Below are 17,450 nucleotides of genomic sequence, written 5' to 3'. Positions count from 1 at the left end.
CGATGCGACTACGATTGCGCGGATTCTCGATTGTTTTAACGACGCTCATACTGGCTGCCTGCGCCAACCAGCAGCCCACACCGCCACCGACTCGGATTCCCATCACGACCAATGATGCGACATTCCCGGTGCCGCCGGCATTACAGCCGCAAATTACCTTTTGGCAAAACGTCTACGCGGTTTGGGGGCGCAATCAGGTCGCACTGCACGATGATCGCTACATGGATCTGATCTATGCGGTACTGACTTTGCCCGGTCCGGTTGACGAAGGCTATAGCGCCGAGCAGAGAGCCTTCCTCCAGAATCATTACCAAAATTTGCAAGACCTGCTCCGGCAAGTCGAATCGAAGACCGCAGTCAACGCGCCGCTGACCCTCGATGAACAGCGTTTGGCGGATTTTATTAACGCCAGCCGCTCTGGCCCGGTCGCCCTGATGGGTGCAAGCGAGCGCTTGCGCAGCCAACGGGGTCTGCGCGAACGGTTCAAGCGCGGGCTGGAAATCAGCGGACGCTACGATGCGGCTTTCCGCGAGGTATTCCGCGAAGCCGGTTTGCCTGAAGATTTGGCTTACCTGCCACATGTCGAATCATCCTTTCAGAATCATGCTTCATCTTCGGTCGGGGCCGCGGGTATGTGGCAATTCATGCCCAGCACCGCACGGCAATTCATGCACTTGAATACCGCTGTCGACGAGCGGCGCGATCCGGTGATCTCGGCGCAAGGCGCGGCCCGCTATCTGGGGAACGCGCATGACCGGCTGGAGAGTTGGCCGCTGGCCATTACGTCTTATAATCATGGTGTGGGGGGCATGGCTCGAGCGAAAAGGGAGGTTGGCGACAATATTGACGCCATCGTTCAAAGCTATGGAGGAAAGAGTTTCGGCTTTGCCTCACGAAATTTCTACACGGAATTCCTGGCTGCCCGTGAGATTGCCCGCAATCCCCAGCGGTTTTTCCCAGAGGGCGTAGCCTACGAGCCGCCGCTGAATCTCGACCGGATCCGGCTTCGGCAAGCGGTGGATGCTCCGACGTTAGCGAGTTACTACGAGGTCAATCTCGGTGAACTCATCGCTTTGAACAAAGCGTGGAAAGCGCCGGCCCATAGTGGCGAAAAGCCGCTGCCAGCAGGGAGTATGATTTGGCTGCCAGCAGGAACCATGATCCGCCTGGCCCAACGCGGCGCTACTTCACGAGCGCTGGTGCTGGCTGAGCCGGTCTCCACCGCCCGGCTGCGTTAAAGCGCATTGCTTTCCCAGCACGGGCATCCTGCCCGTGCTGAAGCCCAGTTCAGCCGATCTTCCTGAGCATTTCCTCCGCTCGCTTCTTCTGCGAAGCATCGCCTTCCTGCAAAACGTCCTCAAGCAAACCTCGGGCGCCCATCTGATCGCCCATGTCCAGATAGGCCGAGGCTAAATCCAGTTTGGTTTCCACGTAATCAGCGCCGGTGTCAGCCGTAGCGCCTGGCGAATTGAGTTCCATTGCGCCTAATTCCGCGCCACTGAAGTTAAGCAATTCTTCATCCAGCTTGGCCAGATTCTCATGAGCGCCCATTTGCTCCTGTTCCCGACTGACGTCAGTAAACTCAAATTTGAGGTCAGACGCCTTGGGTTTAGGCGGTTCCTGCTCTGGCCCGCTCTGGGTCGGAGGTTCAATCGGAGGGAGGTCGAAGTCCAGTGGCTTCCGATCCACGGCTTTAGGCGACCCTACTGGTTTTAATTCCAAAGGCGGTAACTCGGGAGCTTGATCGCGGCTGGCGCTCAGTCCCAAATCGCCCAAGTCAAAGTCCAGGCTGTCCAGCTTTAAGCCGGATGGAAGTTCTGACGGCGGTTCCAATACCGGTGGCTCAGGCGTTGGCTGCGGCTTTGGGGCGGGCTTCTGCGCCGCCGGCTGCTCTTCCAAAGTTGGCTCCCGAGCCTCGGGTTTATCAGGCGGCGCGGGGGTAAATGGTTTCGTCTGGGTTATTGAAGCTGTCGGTGGCTCGGCATCCGGCAAACGCTGTCCTTCCTGACTTCGCGCCAGTATTGCACCTCTCTTTCCACCGGGGGCTGTCAGTCGCGATTTTTCGTCGCCAAGCCCGAAATCGATATTCTTCAATAGCTCATCAATCGGTTTGGGAGGCGAGACAGCGCCTGTTTTTTGGGCAGGCGCGGCTGTAGCGGCTGGTGTAGACGCGGCGCTTGCCTCGGCCAGGGGCGGGGCCAGCGGGGACTGCTTTTGTGGACGGGGTTTGCGAAGCTGGATCTGGGTGCTCTCCGCTATTTCGGTCGTTTCGTCGACTGATCCAGCGGTAGGTTCTTCTTTCGGCTCAGTCTCAGCTGTTTTCGGACGCGCTGGCCGTCGCATTAATGGCACGAGCAATACCGCAGCAATCGCCAGCACAATTAGCGCAATCGCGATCCAGACGACTGGATTGGATAACCACTCCATGCCAGTTTCCTGGGGCGGTGGCGGTGGCGTCTTGGGTTCTGGCGCTGGCGCCGGTGGTGGTTCTGGTTGAGCGGCGACAGGTTCAGCAACCTCGGGGGCTGGTGGCGATTCTGGTTGAGCGGCGACAGGTTCAGCAGCCTCGGGAGTCGGCGGCGTTTCCGCCTGAGGCATTACGGCTTGAGGAATGATCTCTTGCGGCGCAATCGGCGTAAGTGGAACCGCTGGAGCGGATTCGGCCATCGTCGGCGAAGTCTCCTCCGTAGATGACGGTGTCTCTTCGGGCGATGCCGGCAAGGCAGCAATTTCCGATGGCGGCTGCGCAGATGGCGGTATGGGAGTAACCGGCACTGGCGCTGCCGGCGGTGTCAGTTCGGGCGTAGGAATAACTGGCGCTGGCGTAACCGGCGGCGTTGGCTCCGGCGCGGGAACGACATCGGGTGGCGATTGCGAAACCGGCTCCGAGGGATTCAAATCACCCGGCGGCGCGATAGCGGCGATCTCAGTGGAAGGTTCCGACCTAGGCGCGCCCTGCACACCCAGGGCCTGTGGAGCAGGCACCTTAAGCACTGCGCCGACCCGCAGTAGATTCGGATTGCCGTTGATGAATGCTTCGGGGTTGCCCGCCAGCAGAATTGCCATCATATCCGGGACACTGATAGCGTCGGAAGGACGAACCTGCTCAGCAATGCGGGTCAGATTTTCGCCTCGACGGACTGGGCCATAGGATGATGCGCCTTCGAAGCTCACAGGTGGAGGTGGCGTCAGGCTGGGTGTGGCCGGCGCAGCGGCAACAGTCGATGGCGCTTCGATCAGCGGCGTTTCAGTCGGTTGTAATGGCGGCGGCGGTTCCTGGCGATTCGCGTAAAGTTCTGGGTCGAGTTGAACTGCAAAGGTTCGCAGCAAGCGGCCGCGCGGCCAGATCACTTCCACCAGAAGATCAAAGTTAGGTTCGCGGATGGGCTGAACCGAGGTCACTTTGATGTAGTTCGGGCCACCGGGCGGCGTCTGCACTGAGAAGCGCAGGTTCGACATCAATTCCAATCGTTCAACGCCGACCTGGTCAAATTCCTGCTGAGGAGGAATTCGCACGGTCAATCCGACCAGTTCGGCGGGATTGTTGGTGATCAAGGGAATGTCGGCGTCAAAATTCTGATTGAGCGCCGAACGAACTTGAAGCAAGCCGATACCCAGAGCAAACGCGCAAAGTGGCGTTGCCAGTCCGGCCAAAAGAAATAATCGGAGTAATATCCTGGTCGGCATGACCTAATCTCCATTACGCCACCGGAGGGTCACGGTCCCGGCGGGGTTGGCTTGAATGCCGTCACTGGCCTCGGACAGGCCAAGGGGCTTTCCCGCTCCGAACCACCCCTATTACCCGTGGCCTCGAAGCTTCCGTTAAAGATACTCCTTAACGCGCGTTTCTGCGATTTGAATGAGGCTTGAAACGCGAATTTTGGAAAAATTGGTGGTGTCCCTCAGTTTACGTGATGAGCATCGTCGAGTGCGGGGAACAAGTGTTTGATGGTTTCCAAGGTATTCAGAAACGGTGCGGGTACCCGAAAGCCCAGCAACTCCGCCGTGGTCCAGATATGATCGGTCATCCCCGCCGCCATGGCCGGCGTGACAGGCCGCCATTTACGGGGCGATCCGTTGCCTCGGGTCGGTTCCGGGGTGGGCAATTCCTCACGCAGGCTCAGGTGGGGCAAGCAGAAATGGTAGTAAGCCAACGACAGCCACACCTGCTTTTCCATCCACGACCGTTGCTTGGAAAACGCGGTCGTCTTGCGAGCCAACCGCCGATTGTGTTCGCGCCAGGCCAGGTTATCCCGCTCCACAAAGCTCGTGTTGATCGTCGTGCTGGTGGCGGATGCGGCCAATCGCGCCTGAAGCTCGTCCGCGCTTCCCCAGACCCTCTTACGGGTCACCTCGACCACCCGTCCTTTTTCACGTCGCTTAACCACTTGAGCATACAGCAAATTCGGCGGTGGGCGGCACCGTGGGGCCGGATATCGTCCTCGCGTCCCTTGGCGCTCGGGCTGATACCATTCCCCATAGGCATGGAGCAAGGCGCTGGGATAGCCCGGCCATTGGTCGCTAGTAAAGAAGGGGACGTGATCGTCGGTCACATACACCACGCGCTCCAGGAGCAGGTTCGCCTGAGCCTGCGTGCGCTGGCCCACGACAAACCCTACCACCAGGCGCCATTCGGGCGCAAAGGCGACCCACACCCAAGCATCGCCATCCGTCTCGCACCATTGCTGCGCCATCGGCAGATTCTGGTCCTTGGTATGGACAAAGCTCCACAATTCATCCAGTTGACACTCGGTCACCGTCAGCTCGCGCCAATGGGACAAAACCACCAAACGACATTGCTGGGCGGCCCGAGTCAACCACGCACAAACCGTATCCTTGTCGATCTGGACGATTCGTGCCGTACCCTGGATGGAATTTCCCTCCGCCAACGCCCGCATCGCCAGTTCGAAAACGGCGGGGTCGGCCTCGAGGTCAAAATACGCAGTTCCGTACGTCAAGGACACTCTCCTCCCGCACGAACGACACAACGCCTGCTTTTTCCCGTGACTGGAACCATTTTTGACCAACAACCCTTGACCAAAGGGCCGACCGTAGTGGTGACAGGAACGATTGGGGCAGTAGAGCGTTTCCCACTTCATAAGATCCCCGGTCAGTGATTAACACCACAATCACAATGAGGATACATGTTGTCGTCGTCACTGGCTTAGCTCATCACGTAAACTGAGGGACACCACCGAAAAATTGGATATCTGCCCTATAGCAGATGATGGTGAATAGAGCCGAAAAAATCACGACTCCAATAGAATACGCAACATGCGCCGCAGGGGTTCGGCGGCGCCCCACAGCAGTTGGTCGCCACAGGTGAATGCGCTTAAATAACATGGTCCTATATTGAGTTTGCGCAACCGGCCCATCGGCACGTTCAGATGGCCGGTCACGGCGGCGGGAGTCAATTCCCGAATGGAGCGCTCCCGCTCATTCGGCACGATGCGCACCCAGTCATTGGCGGTTTGGATCATTTCAGCGATTTCATCCAGGGGGGCGTCGCGCGTGAGCTTGATGGTCAACGCCTGACTGTGGCAACGCATGGCGCCGACCCGTACACAAATGCCGTCGACGGGTACGGGTTGATCGGCACAGCCCAGAATTTTATTGGTTTCGGCCTGGCCCTTCCATTCTTCACGGCTTTGTCCATTGTCCAATTGCTTGTCGATCCACGGGATCAGACTGCCAGCTAATGGGACGCCGAAATTCGCAGCCGGGAAATCATCGGAACGCAGCGTTTCCGCCACGATGCGGTCGATCTCCAGAATTGCCGAGGCCGGTTGATCCAGACGATCCGCGACCGCGCCGTGAATTGCGCCCATTTGCTGAATCAGTTCGCGCATGTTTTGCGCGCCAGCCCCGGAAGCCGCCTGATAGGTCATGACGCTCATCCATTCCACCAGATCATGGGCGAATAATCCGCCCAGACCCATCAGCATCAGGCTGACTGTGCAATTACCGCCGATATAGTCCTTCATTCCCCGGATCAGCGCATCCTGGATGACCAAGCGATTGACGGGGTCGAGAATGATGACAGCGTGGTCTTTCATGCGCAATGCCGAAGCTGCGTCAATCCAGTAGCCTCGCCAACCGGCGGCGCGCAATTGCGGGTAAATCTCGTTGGTATAATCGCCGCCCTGGCAAGTGATAATGATGTCCAGCGTCTTCAATTCATCAATCGATCGGGCATCCTTCAACGGCGGCGTGTCCTGGCCAATGACCGGCCCCTGACCCCCCACATTGGACGTGGTGAAAAATACCGGATCAATCAGGGAAAAATCGTTTTCCGCCCTCATTCGCTCCATCAGCACGGAACCTACCATGCCGCGCCAACCGACTAGACCTACACGCTTCATCATTCACGCTGCCTCGCTATTTAACCGGGATCGTGATATTACCGCATTTCACAGCGGTTACCATGCCGGGGCGGGCCGGGGTCCTCGAAGAAATCGAAGACGGCATTCGCGTCATGAACCTCACCATCTGCACAATTAACGGTCAGACCGCGCTGCGCTTGGACAACACGCCTTGCAATTTAGCGACCGTCTCGCGCATCATTTTCTCGGTTGTGGCCCAGTCCACGCAGGCGTCGGTGACCGATACGCCATATTTAAGCTGGCTGCGATCCGCTGGGATCGACTGACTACCCCATTCCAGGTTGCTCTCGATCATCAGTCCGACAATGGACTGGTTGCCTTCCATGATTTGATGCGTACAGTCGCGCATGACCAGCGGCTGCATGGCGGGATCCTTGAAGGCGTTGGCGTGACTGCAATCGACAACGATGTTGACGGGCAATTTCTTTTCACGCAGCGCCTTTTCACACAAGGCGATCGATACTGAGTCATAATTGGGCCGATCGCCGCCGCGCAAGACGACATGGCCATAACGATTGCCTAGAGTGCGAATGGTCGCTGACTGGCCTTGTGGATTGATGCCCAGAAAGCTGTGTGGGCGGGCGGCGGATTGCAGCGCATTGATCGCGACTTCCAGACTGCCATTGGTGCCATTCTTGAACCCAACGGGCGTGGACAGGCCGCTGGCGATCTCGCGATGGGTTTGTGATTCGGTCGTGCGGGCGCCGATGGCGGTCCAGGCGACCAGATCGGAAATGTACTGCGGGATGATCGGGTCCAGTGCCTCAATGCCTGCCGGCAGACCCATTTCCGCCAGCTCCAGCAACAGGCCGCGGGCGATTTGCAAGCCTTCATCGATTTGGAAGGTATCGTCCATGCGCGGATCATTGATCAAACCTTTCCAGCCTACCGTCGTGCGCGGTTTCTCGAAATACACGCGCATGATCACGAACAAGGTGTCCTTCACTTCATCGGCCAGCGCCTTCAAGCGTTGTGCGTAATCACGAGCCGCCGCCACATCGTGGATAGAGCAGGGGCCGACCACCACGAAGAGTCGCGGGTCCTGGCGGTCGAGGATGCGTTTGATGGTTTCCCGAGCCTGGAACACTGTGTCCGCCGCCGCTTCGCTGAGCGGTAGGCGCTGCTTGATTTCCTCGGGCGTAGGGAGAACTTCCAGGGCGGCAACATTGACATTGTACAGGTTTTGCATGAGCGTAAAATCAAGGTAGTGAATTAAAAAAACAAGGGTTTGGAATGGATTAATTCCGCAAGCTAATGATCGGCCAACCACGTTTCCCGGCATGGTGGGCCAAAGTGGCGTCAGGGTCGACTGCTACAGGATAAGTAACCCGGTCGAGGAGGGGCAAATCATTGTGAGAATCGCTATAGAACCAGCTTCTCACAAGATCGCCGCCGGTTTCGGTGAGCCAGGCATCGAGCCGTTCCACCTTGCCATGCTGGAAACAGGGAATGCCGGTCGGTCGTCCGGTATAACGGCCATCGATCAATTCCGGTTCGCTGGCCAGTAAATGCGGTACGCCCAGCCGTTCAGCAATGGGGGCGGTGATGAAGCGGTTGGTGGCGGTAATAATGAGTAGAGTGTCGCCGGCGGTGCGATGCCGGTCCAGTAATTCATCCGCTTTGGGCAACAAAATCGGTTGAATTTTCTCTTCCAGGAATCGTTCGCGCCAAGCCAACAGCTCGGGCAGCGGATGTTCGGCCAGGGGGCGCAACATGAAAGCCAGGAAAGCGTGAATATCCAGTATGCCTGCCCGGTACTCATCGTAAAAGCGCTGATTCTCGCGCTCGTAATGTTCACCGTCAACCAGTCCTTGTTCGATGAGAAACTGGCCCCATAGGTAATCGCTGTCCCCCCCCAGCAAGGTGTTGTCGAGATCAAAAATCGCCAAACTCATAAAATGATTACCGTTTACTGGATAATGTGAGTTTATCAAGAGCGTATTTTCGGAGCTTCTTACGCAGCGTGCCGCGATTGATGCCCAGCAGATCCGCCGCATGGGTCTGGTTGCCGTCGGTGCGCTCCATGACGATCTCCAGCAAGGGAGGTTCCACCTCTTGCAGCACCAGATCGTACAAATGGCTGGGTTGCTGGTCGCCCAGATTGTGAAAATAGATGCGCAGCGCCTCATAGACCTGATCACGCAAGGGGGTGGCGGGCAACAGATCAACGGGAGAATCGGTGTTGTTATAGTTCATTGCAAAAAGCGCTCGCTATCGGCAATTCGGGCGGGACTGTTGAATGTAGAACCGGTGGGCATGGTAGGGCCGTTTGGGAAAAAGAGGATTATCATACCGAAGTGCGCCATGAGGATGAAGCAGCAATGCAGATTCTGACGGCTGGAAAACTGCGTTTGCGCGAACGGTAGCAGAGCTAAGCTCCTATGCGTCCGAACCACTATCTGCGCTCTACCGTCGAAGGTTCACCTCAGAAAATGCAACGAAAGCACTCATTAATTTTTGCATCCGTGTTGGTAGCGGAAGATGAGACCGGAACCCGCTTGCCGATTATACAGGTTCACGGTCCCGCCCATGCGGATTGCGGCTTCGTGTGCGATGGCCAGTCCGAGTCCACTGCCCTCGCCCTTAGCGCCGGGTATCCGATAGAAGGCGTCGAACACTCGCTCGCGTTCGGCAGGAGGAATTCCAGGGCCGTTATCTACGATTTCGATAAGATCGCCTTGCGCATCCGACCGCAGGCGTAGCGTCACTTCACCGCCTTCCGGGGTGTATTTCAGGGCGTTTTCTAACGCATTGCTTATCATCAGGCGCAATGTTTCTCTGGAGCCGCGCAGAGTAAAGGGCGCGGTTTCCTCAAGGCCCAGGTCGATACGCTTGGCCTCGGCCAAGCGCCAATATTCGGCCATCAGTTCGCGCACCATAGCCGAAACGTCGACCACGGATGCTTCGGCAATACTGGCTTGAGTTCGGGCTAAGCTGAGTAACTGCTCCGCCAGATGGCGGGCGCGTTCGATGCCCTCCTGAAGCGGAACGACACGCTCACGCACAGCGTCCAGCGACTCGGCGCGCATCAGGTTCTGCGCTTGCAGCGACAGCGCGGTCAGCGGACTGCGCAGTTCATGCGCAGCATCCGCGATAAAGCGCCTTTGCTGTCCGATCAATAGATTGACCCGCTCCAGCAAGCGGTTGATGGCATGCACAAAAGGGGTAATTTCATCTGGGAGACCATTGTCAGGGACGGCTTGCGGCCGATCCGCCGGCTGGGCGTCCAGCGCTTTGGCCATCCGGGTGATGGGCGCCAGCTCACTGTGGACAATCCGCACGATCAACCAGACCAGTAGTGGGAGCAACAGCAGCAAGGGAATCAGTGTCTGCAGCGCACTGCTGAGCGCGAGTTCATCGCGTACTGTGGTGAGCTGAGCCACTATCAAACGCTCCCCGGCAGGCATATCGCGAACCAGCACCCGCAGAGATCCAGAGCGGGTGTTCAGGGTGTGGAGGCCCGGCGGCAAATCGCTGGCGACCCAGGTGGATTTTGCGTCGCGCGGCAGATGGATCCAATCGGGTCTTGCATCACGCGGCAGATGGATGACGATAATGCGGGATTCAGGATCGCTGATCGGAATTTCCCCGGTATCTCGATGAGGAGATTCCAGCACGCGAAATGTACTGGGACCGTTGACATGGAGCATAGCGATCTGCCGCAGCATGTCGTCTTGAAATTCCTTGGCTTCGAAATATGCCAGACCAAAGGAAGCCAGCGCCGCTGCTAGACCAGCGAGCACGATAGCGCTGCCCAGCGTCAGCGATAGATGCCGTCGCAAGGATCGTTTCATCGGGCTTTTTCCACCATCCAGCCGGCCCCACGGACGTTCTTGATGATGTTGGAACCGAGTTTTTTGCGCACGCCGTGAATCAGGAAGTCCACCGCATTGCTTTCAACCTCTTCGTTCCAGCCATAGATGCGTTCTTCCAGCTCAGCGCGCGAGAGAATCATGCCGGGTTTGAGCAGGAGCGCCTGCAACACAGCGAACTCACGTGCGCTTAGCGCCTCTACCGCAGCGCCACAGCGCGCTTCGCGGGTCGTCGGGTCGAGGGTCACTTGGCCATTGCTGAGCAACGGCGCCGCTTGCCCGCCTCGGCGGCGAATCACCGCCCGCAGCCTGGCTAAAAGTTCTTTTATATCAAATGGCTTTACTAAATAATCATCGGCCCCAAAATCTAAACCCTTGATCCGGTCGTCGATGCCATCACGCGCAGTAATAATAATGACGGGCGCTGTGTTGCGCGCTTGGCGCAAACGACGCAGCACGTCCAAACCGTCGCGCTTGGGCAGGCCCAGATCAAGCAATACGGCCTGGTGTTCAGCGTTTTCCAGCACACCGTCTGCGGTGACGCCATCTTTCACCCAGTCCACGGCATACGCAGCATCTTTGAGAGCGATGGATACCGCCTCACCAATCATCAGGTCATCTTCGACCAGCAGGATACGCATCGTCTCCTCAACAGTGATCTGCCTCAGGCGGCCACGCGAGGCCCACCAACGCAATCATGCAGAAGGTTGCGCCAGCATAGAACGTAGCCGACGCCCCGAGTCGATCCCAAAGCAGGCCCGCAACGACACTAGCCAGCAACATGGCCATGCCACTAACCAGATTGAAGAAACCATAGGCTGTGCCGCGCAGGTCAGCAGGCGCCGTATCGGCTACCATCGTTGCCAGCAGCCCTTGAGTCATGCCCATGTGCACGCCCCACAACGCAACTCCAGCCAATACCACGCCCCAATGATCGCTGGCGGCGAGCACTAGGTCCGCTGCAATCAGCACAACCAACCCGAGCGCCAACAGCTTGCGGTGGTTCATGCGGTCGGAGAGCTTGCCGAAAGGATACGCCGACAACGCATAGATCACGTTCATCGCCACCATCACCAGCGGCACGAATGCGACCGGCACGCCGCCCTGCTGCGCACGCAGGACAAGAAACGCTTCGCTAAATCGGGCCAGCGCGAACACCGCGCCAATGCCAACGACCCACCAATAAGGAACGCCAAGACGGCGCAAGTTCTCCCGGCAAATCGGATTCGTGCGTGTCGTTGTCTGATGGTGTTCTGGTTCACGCAGACCAAAGAACAACAGCGCGACGGCCATCAGACCCGGAATCACCGCCACCCAGAACACAGCCCGGAAGTCGTTGGTCCACAACAGCATCAGACCAACAGCCAGTAGTGGCCCAAGAAAAGCCCCTACGGTATCGAGCGACTGACGCAGACCAAAGGCGGTTCCGCGCAAGCTCGGCGGCGCAATGTCAGCGACCAGCGCATCACGCGGTGCGCCACGAATCCCTTTGCCAATCCGATCCACCAGCCGCGCCGTCAGCACGATGCCAACGGTCGGTGCCAATGCAAACACGGGTTTGGTCAGTGCACCCAAGGCGTAGCCGAACACTGCAAGTCCCTTGCGCTTGCCCAAGTAGTCGCTCAGCACACCGGAAAATATTTTTAGAATCAATGCTGTTGACTCAGCTAGCCCTTCGATCAAACCGACTACGAGAGCGCTGGCCCCCAACGTCGTCACCATGAACATTGGCAGCAGGCTGTGGATCATCTCTGACGAGATGTCCATCAACAGACTGACAAAGCCAAGTATCCAGACTCCGGTTGGAATCTGTTTCAGGGCAGAGCCGGAGCCGTCGCCTTTTGCTTGCATGCTTATCATTCCGCTCACTCAGAATTTATCGGTTGTCGCCGACAACCAGCGACGCAGCCAACCGGCTGCAAGGGATTCGACAACTCTTTATATTGGAGCGTAGAGGCGCCAATTAACGATTGCTGTCAACCAACAGGACAGTACCGCTCCAGCGAGCAGATTCTCCGTTTTCCCGAGACGGATACTGTACCGATTTCCACTTTACCTTGCTCAAGGTGGATTCCAGCGCCGTTAGTGCTGAATCGTAGCCATCGTTCGAACGCGGAAAGCTGATCAGTGGCAAATGCGCGCTGTACTGTGACGCGACGGCGCCAACCCATACCGGAATGTCGTTCGGCTGTAACCGCAGCATCGTCGGCCATAAACGTAGAATCCACTGTTCGGCAGAGTGCGTCTGGTCGCGCCGTTCGGCGGTCAGAAGCAACGATTCGTATTGACCATCGTGCAATTGCGGTAGCACGGGAAGCTGTGCGAGCGACGGGTTAGGCAAGAACCAACGTAACGCGGTACGGGCACTGAGCGCCGTGGGTTCATGCCAGCCATGCGATAAGAGGTACTGCCGTACTGAACCCAGGTCGCCTGCCCACTGCACATTTAACGGTTGCTCGTGTTCGCCTTGCAGATCGAGCCGCCAAGCTGGCAGCTTCCGCCAGTCTCCCTGCCACCATGCCAGCACAGGCATCGACATCACTGGATGGCGCACGGCGTAACGTACAAGGTCTTGCGATATTTTATTGTGAACATGCCAGCCAGCGGCGCTGAGAAACCCCAGCAAGGTTACTGTGGCGAGTCCGTGAATCGAAACTGGCGCTGACTGGCGTCGCTCGCGTGCGATCGCTAGCAAAGCCACCCATACCGTACCCAGGGAGACACCTGCCGTGACATCGGCCAGCCAATGCGCACCGAGATAGAGTCGGGAAAACGCGATCCCGATAATCAAGAGCGCGGCGGTCGCATAGGGGGTCCAGCGCCAGCGCGGGCTGAATGTGTCCGCCACGAGGACCGCCAGGAACCCGTAGATCACCGTGCTCAGGGTCGCGTGACCGCTCGGAAAGCTGTACGCATCGGTCCCGGAATACAGCGCCACCGGTCGTGGCGCTTTCAGCGCCACTTTGATGATCGTGACGGCCAGCGCTCCAGAGCCGAGCGCGGTCAACCAATACAACGCGTCACGCCAGGCGCGCCGCCAGAGTAGCCAGACCAGCACCACGATGGCGACGGGAATCGTAACGGCTGCGTCGCCCAGCTCCGTAAGCACGACCATGACCCAGTCACCGAGTGGTGTGCGCAGTTGTTGCAGCAGATGGTAGAGCGCCTGACCTGCGTACACGATTTGATCCTGGGTAAGCACATCCTCCAGTATCCCGAGAAACAGCCAGCCTGCCGCAATGAGTACCACCAGCCAGACGAGCAGAGCGCGCGATGCCGGGCGCGCCGGATCGAGTAGGTCGGTAACGAGCCACGCGAGATAGCGATGGGTGCGACCCCAGGCCATAGCCTGGGTCGCCCAGCGGGCAACTCGCGGCTGTAGTTGGTGGTAACTCAGGCGCATCAACCAGATAATCAGCCAGGCGGATGCCACCAGTACGCCGAACACCACAGCCAATCGCGTGGCTACTTGGCCGGCGAGCACCAGCGAGGCGCCGAATACCATGCCCGGCAGCAAGTGTGCCGCCGCCCAAATCAGCGCCGAAGACAAGTTGTAGAGATAGAAGCGAATCGGCGCCATGCCCAGCATGCCGGCGACCACCGGAATCACTGGTCGCACCGGGCCGACAAAGCGGGCGAACAGGATGCTCTTGCCGCCGTGGCGATGGAAGAAGTCCTCCCCGCGCGCGAGCCATTCCGGGTGGCGGCGCAGCAGCCCCAGGCTGCGCAGTTGCTCCTGATAACGATGGCCAAGCCAGTAACTGAGGCCATCACCCAGCACCGCACCGCCCGCTGCCCAGGCGAAGGTACTCCAGAACGCCATGGAACCGGCGCCCACCAGCACGCCAGCTACCAGTGTCAGCGTGGCGCCGGGTACCACCAAGCCGATGAAAGCCAGCGATTCAGCGCAGGTAATCAGGCCCAAGATTAGGCCGGCAAGGTGAGGATGCAGGCTAACCCACTGCATGGATGTGTTGATCAAGTCATTCATGCCACTACACTCCAGGCAACATGGCCGCGTGCTCAGTGCCTTCGAGCACACGGCTTACCGTAACGCCGTCCTTGACCTAATCCACAGCGGAGATGGCATTCTTACTGATGCGCAGAATGACCGCGTCAGGATGACGACGATCCAGAACATCAAGACCGCATTAGCTTTGAAGCCATAATAGGCGAAGGCGACGATACCGATGGAAGATCAATCGCATCCCGTCGGGTGATGGTCAGGTAGATTACGAGAATTGCGATGGTTGACAGGAAAATCGCGCTCGTAATGACCGTGCCCAGGCCCAGGCCGCCGTCAGCGACTGATTGCGACAAATAGTCGCCAAATGATGCGCCGAATGGCCGTGTTAGGATGTAGGCGATCCAGAACGTCAAAACCGCATTGGCCTTGAAGCCATAATAGGCAAGGGCGACGATGCCGATCAATGCTCCAAACATCAGTGTCGAGTTGACATAGCCAAGATTCAAACCTTCTGCAGTAAGATCGCCTGCCGCCGTGCCCAAGGCGAACGTGAACAGAATCGCCGCCCAGTAGAACAGTTCGCGCCTCATCGTAAAAATGGTGTGGATCGACAGCGTTTTCTCACTTGCATACCAGATAGCGAACGTCGCTAGCAAGGCCAGGCTGAAAACGATAGTCGTCGTTTCCAGCGCAATACCAAAATTATCTACAAGGTTATCCGTGATGAGTGTGCCGACCACGCTGATCAGTACGACCGCTAACCAGTATAGGCCGGGTATGTATTGACGAGCGCGTACCTGTAAGACCAGAAAAATCGCCAATAGAGCACTCATGATAAGTGAGGTGTTGGTCAGGCCAAAGTGCAAATTGAAGTTGAGAAAATCGGCGGCTGTTTCGCCGACGGTGGTCGCCATGATTTTGATGATCCAGAAGTATAATGTAACCTCTGGAACCTTGTTCAACATCGGCATGGCGTCTTCGCGTGTCAGTACATTCATTGCGATGCTCCCGTAGGCTTTAGTAGCGTTTGCCCGAATTGATTGGCAGAAAAAAGTCTTTTCGATCCATGAGAAGTCACTTTTTCCCGCGCGTGGATACGCGCGATGGGGTGAAGATAGCGATCGAGAATTAGGGAAGGGTTAGCCGACGAGAGTCGGGGAGAATTTACCGAGAGTGATCGGGCGATACGGGTCAGGCTGTCTTCGAGACTGGCACTGTTTATTGTGTATCCAGCAAATCCAGCGGATCTTGCCGTTTTGCAGGCGCAGCGCCATCACCTTCGATAAATATCCGGTGCCAAAGCGCAAACTGGAGCAGGCGCAAGAGTTTCTGCCGAGTTCTGCCTGACGGTCGCTGGCGCTGCGCCGCGATGAGTTGCTGAATGCCCGCAGGCGCAAACCATTTGCGAATGCCAGCATTGCCCAAAAGCACTCGCTCCAGTCTGGGCAACCTTGTTCCAGTGGGCCAGTGATCAACCGGCGCCGAGAGTCCCCGTTTACGCAGTTGTAGATGATCCATCGGTAACCAGCGCTGCGCCCAGCGCCGCAAAAAAATCTTACCTTGCCGGTCTTTAATCTTCAGCCGATCCGGCAACACCGTGTCGATATCAGTTCATCCGCTGCCCAGATCGTGTGCGGCATCCGTTCAAATACCGCTTGTTCATCACGTTCAATTTTGACATGTTCAACCTGGAAATGCTGGGTAATGCGTTGGGCATCGCTCGGTTCATTGAACACATCGCTGCCCGGAAACCCAATGGAGTAAGTCCACAGCGGTTCGACGCCGGCGCGTTTGATCAAGGCCAACAATGTCGCAGAATCGATGCCGCCGGAAAGAAACAAGCCAAAGGGGACGTCAGAACGCAGATGTTTGCAGATGACATCGGTCATCAGCGTATCGAAGTGCTCCGCCGCGTCTGCGAAGTCCGTCACCCGCGGTTCAACGTTCTGCGGCGTCCAGTAACGCCAACGGCGACAGTGCCCGCTGGACTCAATCAACAACGCTTCACCCGGCAACAGACGTTCGATGCCTTGGCAAAGTGTTGCGTGGTTTGTAGCAAGGCCGCTTTGCAGATACTGCGCCAGGCCCACCGAGTCGACCGCTGGGCGATGTTGTTTCCGCAGCGCAAATAAGACCTTCAGTTCAGAACCAAAATAAGCACCCTCTTTCGTCTGCCAGATGAAGAGCGGCTTGACGCCGAGTCGGTCGCGAATCAGGAGCAGTCGGTTTTGCCGTTGATCATACAGAGCAAAGGCGAACATGCCTTCCAGGCGCTCCAGAAAATCCAGGCCGTATTCCTGGTAGGCGTATAACACCGGTTCAAAATCGCTGCGGGTGGTGAACCGATAGCCCTTGTCGATCAGGTGTTGACGTAGCTCGATAGCGTTATAAATCTCGCCATTACCGACCAAGCAAAGATTTTTATCTGCGCTGTAAAGCGGTTGTTGGCCGTGATCGAGATCAATGATTGACAAGCGGGTGAAAGCCAGGCCCATCTGGTCGGGTAAATGAATACCGATGTCGTCAGGACCGCGATGACGCATCACGGAAAGCACATCCAGCAAAACCGCTTGATTGAGCGTGTGTTCTTTTAAGAAGAGGCCAGCAATTCCACACATGATATACCTTCGAAAGGGTTTATCTCTTACATGGGCAAGCATCTCCTCCTTTGCCAAGGAGGGACTGAGCGACTCCTCTCTTGCAAGGAATAGCTTGGTCTCGGTTTTTGGGAAAAGCCGGCGCAGTGGCCTGCGCCGGCGTTAAGGCGGTCAGAAGCGTCAATCGGCTTCGTCACCATCATCGTCGCGGTCGGGTTTGTCCTCGACAGCAGAGAGGACCTGGCCGCTTGTCGGGTCGACCTTGACATCCATGACGCTCTTGCCCTTGACGACTTCCACATCGAACACCGGCTGTCCTTTATGGCGTTCGTACTCAACCTTGGAAGCCTTACCGCCGATCTGCTGTTCAGCGGCGGCGACTGCTTGCGTTAAACTGATTTTTGCGCCGGTGACAGCCAAAGCGTCATTTTCAGCGGATTCCGCTGCGTAAGCGCCACTGATGACCGTCGCGGCCAGCGTGGCCAGGATGAATGGATAAACTTTGCGGTTCATGAATATCTCTCCTTCAGGTCACGCGGATATTCGCGTTAGGGTGAAGATAGCGATCAAGAATTAGGAGAGCGTTAGCAACCTGGTTTTCTCTTTGTCGCGATATAGCGATCCGTCGCCGTGCTGTTCAGACGGTCATGAGGCTACCGCGTTGACCTGATCGCGAACTAACGCAAACATG

Annotated in this window: 15 protein-coding genes; 1 reads left to right on the top strand and 14 read right to left on the bottom strand. The window is 57.4% G+C overall.

Annotation, left to right across the window (positions count from 1 at the left end; all coding sequences use genetic code 11):
• Window positions 1-2: 2 nt before the first annotated feature.
• Window positions 3-1,238, top strand: coding sequence for a lytic transglycosylase domain-containing protein (locus tag H6973_01070; GenBank protein ID MCP5124260.1), 1,236 nt, complete (start codon window positions 3-5; stop codon window positions 1,236-1,238).
• A 49-nt stretch (window positions 1,239-1,287) separates the two neighbouring features.
• Here the strand turns inward: H6973_01070 and H6973_01065 are convergent, their stop codons facing one another.
• The 14 genes from H6973_01065 to H6973_01000 all read right to left on the bottom strand — a co-directional run bounded on the left by H6973_01065 (window position 1,288) and on the right by H6973_01000 (window position 17,272).
• The gene (locus H6973_01065; GenBank protein ID MCP5124259.1) at window positions 1,288-3,687 is read right to left on the bottom strand and encodes a hypothetical protein; all 2,400 of its coding nucleotides are present in this window, start codon (window positions 3,685-3,687) and stop codon (window positions 1,288-1,290) included.
• Between the two features lie 215 nt (window positions 3,688-3,902).
• Window positions 3,903-4,988 (bottom strand): helix-turn-helix domain-containing protein, encoded by a 1,086-nt coding sequence (locus tag H6973_01060; protein ID MCP5124258.1) that lies wholly within the window; start codon window positions 4,986-4,988, stop codon window positions 3,903-3,905.
• Window positions 4,989-5,249: 261 nt separating this feature from the next.
• The gene (gene asd / locus H6973_01055) at window positions 5,250-6,362 is read right to left on the bottom strand and encodes an aspartate-semialdehyde dehydrogenase (GenBank protein ID MCP5124257.1); all 1,113 of its coding nucleotides are present in this window, start codon (window positions 6,360-6,362) and stop codon (window positions 5,250-5,252) included.
• A gap of 142 nt (window positions 6,363-6,504) precedes the next feature.
• The gene (locus H6973_01050) at window positions 6,505-7,572 is read right to left on the bottom strand and encodes a 3-deoxy-7-phosphoheptulonate synthase (protein ID MCP5124256.1); all 1,068 of its coding nucleotides are present in this window, start codon (window positions 7,570-7,572) and stop codon (window positions 6,505-6,507) included.
• 49 nt (window positions 7,573-7,621) lie between these two features.
• On the bottom strand, window positions 7,622-8,278 hold the full coding sequence (locus H6973_01045) for an HAD family hydrolase (GenBank protein MCP5124255.1): 657 nt from the start codon (window positions 8,276-8,278) through the stop codon (window positions 7,622-7,624).
• 7 nt (window positions 8,279-8,285) lie between these two features.
• Complete coding sequence (fis, locus tag H6973_01040; protein ID MCP5124254.1) at window positions 8,286-8,579, bottom strand: DNA-binding transcriptional regulator Fis; 294 nt, start codon at window positions 8,577-8,579, stop codon at window positions 8,286-8,288.
• 254 nt (window positions 8,580-8,833) lie between these two features.
• On the bottom strand, window positions 8,834-10,177 hold the full coding sequence (locus H6973_01035; protein ID MCP5124253.1) for a two-component sensor histidine kinase: 1,344 nt from the start codon (window positions 10,175-10,177) through the stop codon (window positions 8,834-8,836).
• On the bottom strand, window positions 10,174-10,836 hold the full coding sequence (locus tag H6973_01030) for a response regulator (protein ID MCP5124252.1): 663 nt from the start codon (window positions 10,834-10,836) through the stop codon (window positions 10,174-10,176). Before H6973_01030 ends, H6973_01035 begins: the two co-directional genes overlap by 4 nt.
• Before the next feature lie 7 nt (window positions 10,837-10,843).
• Window positions 10,844-12,046 (bottom strand): MFS transporter, encoded by a 1,203-nt coding sequence (locus H6973_01025; GenBank protein ID MCP5124251.1) that lies wholly within the window; start codon window positions 12,044-12,046, stop codon window positions 10,844-10,846.
• Between the two features lie 112 nt (window positions 12,047-12,158).
• Complete coding sequence (locus H6973_01020; protein MCP5124250.1) at window positions 12,159-14,186, bottom strand: phosphatase PAP2 family protein; 2,028 nt, start codon at window positions 14,184-14,186, stop codon at window positions 12,159-12,161.
• A 149-nt stretch (window positions 14,187-14,335) separates the two neighbouring features.
• Window positions 14,336-15,127: a hypothetical protein gene (locus H6973_01015; protein MCP5124249.1), complete on the bottom strand. Its 792-nt coding sequence runs from the start codon at window positions 15,125-15,127 to the stop codon at window positions 14,336-14,338.
• A gap of 253 nt (window positions 15,128-15,380) precedes the next feature.
• Entirely contained in the window at window positions 15,381-15,758 is a 378-nt protein-coding gene (locus H6973_01010; protein MCP5124248.1) for a hypothetical protein, read from the bottom strand.
• A complete protein-coding gene (gene asnB / locus H6973_01005; GenBank protein MCP5124247.1) occupies window positions 15,740-16,780 on the bottom strand; it encodes an asparagine synthase (glutamine-hydrolyzing) in 1,041 nt (346 codons plus the stop codon). Before asnB ends, H6973_01010 begins: the two co-directional genes overlap by 19 nt.
• 159 nt (window positions 16,781-16,939) lie before the next feature.
• A complete protein-coding gene (locus H6973_01000; protein ID MCP5124246.1) occupies window positions 16,940-17,272 on the bottom strand; it encodes a PepSY domain-containing protein in 333 nt (110 codons plus the stop codon).
• Window positions 17,273-17,450 lie beyond the last annotated feature (178 nt).

This window comes from Gammaproteobacteria bacterium (genome assembly GCA_024235095.1).
GTDB lineage: Bacteria > Pseudomonadota > Gammaproteobacteria > Competibacterales > Competibacteraceae > UBA2383.
This window is presented reverse-complemented; position numbering and strand designations above follow the sequence as displayed.

What these genes read in the sequence shown, in the direction of transcription:
- H6973_01015 (MCP5124249.1), bottom strand. Translation starts at nt 15,127, where the DNA reads ATGTTGAACAAGGTTCCAGAGGTTACATTATACTTCTGGATCATCAAA.
- H6973_01050 (MCP5124256.1), bottom strand. Translation starts at nt 7,572, where the DNA reads ATGCAAAACCTGTACAATGTCAATGTTGCCGCCCTGGAAGTTCTCCCT.
- H6973_01035 (MCP5124253.1), bottom strand. Translation starts at nt 10,177, where the DNA reads ATGAAACGATCCTTGCGACGGCATCTATCGCTGACGCTGGGCAGCGCT.
- H6973_01070 (MCP5124260.1), top strand. Translation starts at nt 3, where the DNA reads ATGCGACTACGATTGCGCGGATTCTCGATTGTTTTAACGACGCTCATA.
- H6973_01020 (MCP5124250.1), bottom strand. Translation starts at nt 14,186, where the DNA reads ATGAATGACTTGATCAACACATCCATGCAGTGGGTTAGCCTGCATCCT.
- H6973_01000 (MCP5124246.1), bottom strand. Translation starts at nt 17,272, where the DNA reads ATGAACCGCAAAGTTTATCCATTCATCCTGGCCACGCTGGCCGCGACG.
- H6973_01065 (MCP5124259.1), bottom strand. Translation starts at nt 3,687, where the DNA reads ATGCCGACCAGGATATTACTCCGATTATTTCTTTTGGCCGGACTGGCA.
- H6973_01030 (MCP5124252.1), bottom strand. Translation starts at nt 10,836, where the DNA reads ATGCGTATCCTGCTGGTCGAAGATGACCTGATGATTGGTGAGGCGGTA.
- asd (MCP5124257.1), bottom strand. Translation starts at nt 6,362, where the DNA reads ATGAAGCGTGTAGGTCTAGTCGGTTGGCGCGGCATGGTAGGTTCCGTG.
- H6973_01025 (MCP5124251.1), bottom strand. Translation starts at nt 12,046, where the DNA reads ATGCAAGCAAAAGGCGACGGCTCCGGCTCTGCCCTGAAACAGATTCCA.
- fis (MCP5124254.1), bottom strand. Translation starts at nt 8,579, where the DNA reads ATGAACTATAACAACACCGATTCTCCCGTTGATCTGTTGCCCGCCACC.
- H6973_01045 (MCP5124255.1), bottom strand. Translation starts at nt 8,278, where the DNA reads ATGAGTTTGGCGATTTTTGATCTCGACAACACCTTGCTGGGGGGGGAC.
- asnB (MCP5124247.1), bottom strand. Translation starts at nt 16,780, where the DNA reads ATGTGTGGAATTGCTGGCCTCTTCTTAAAAGAACACACGCTCAATCAA.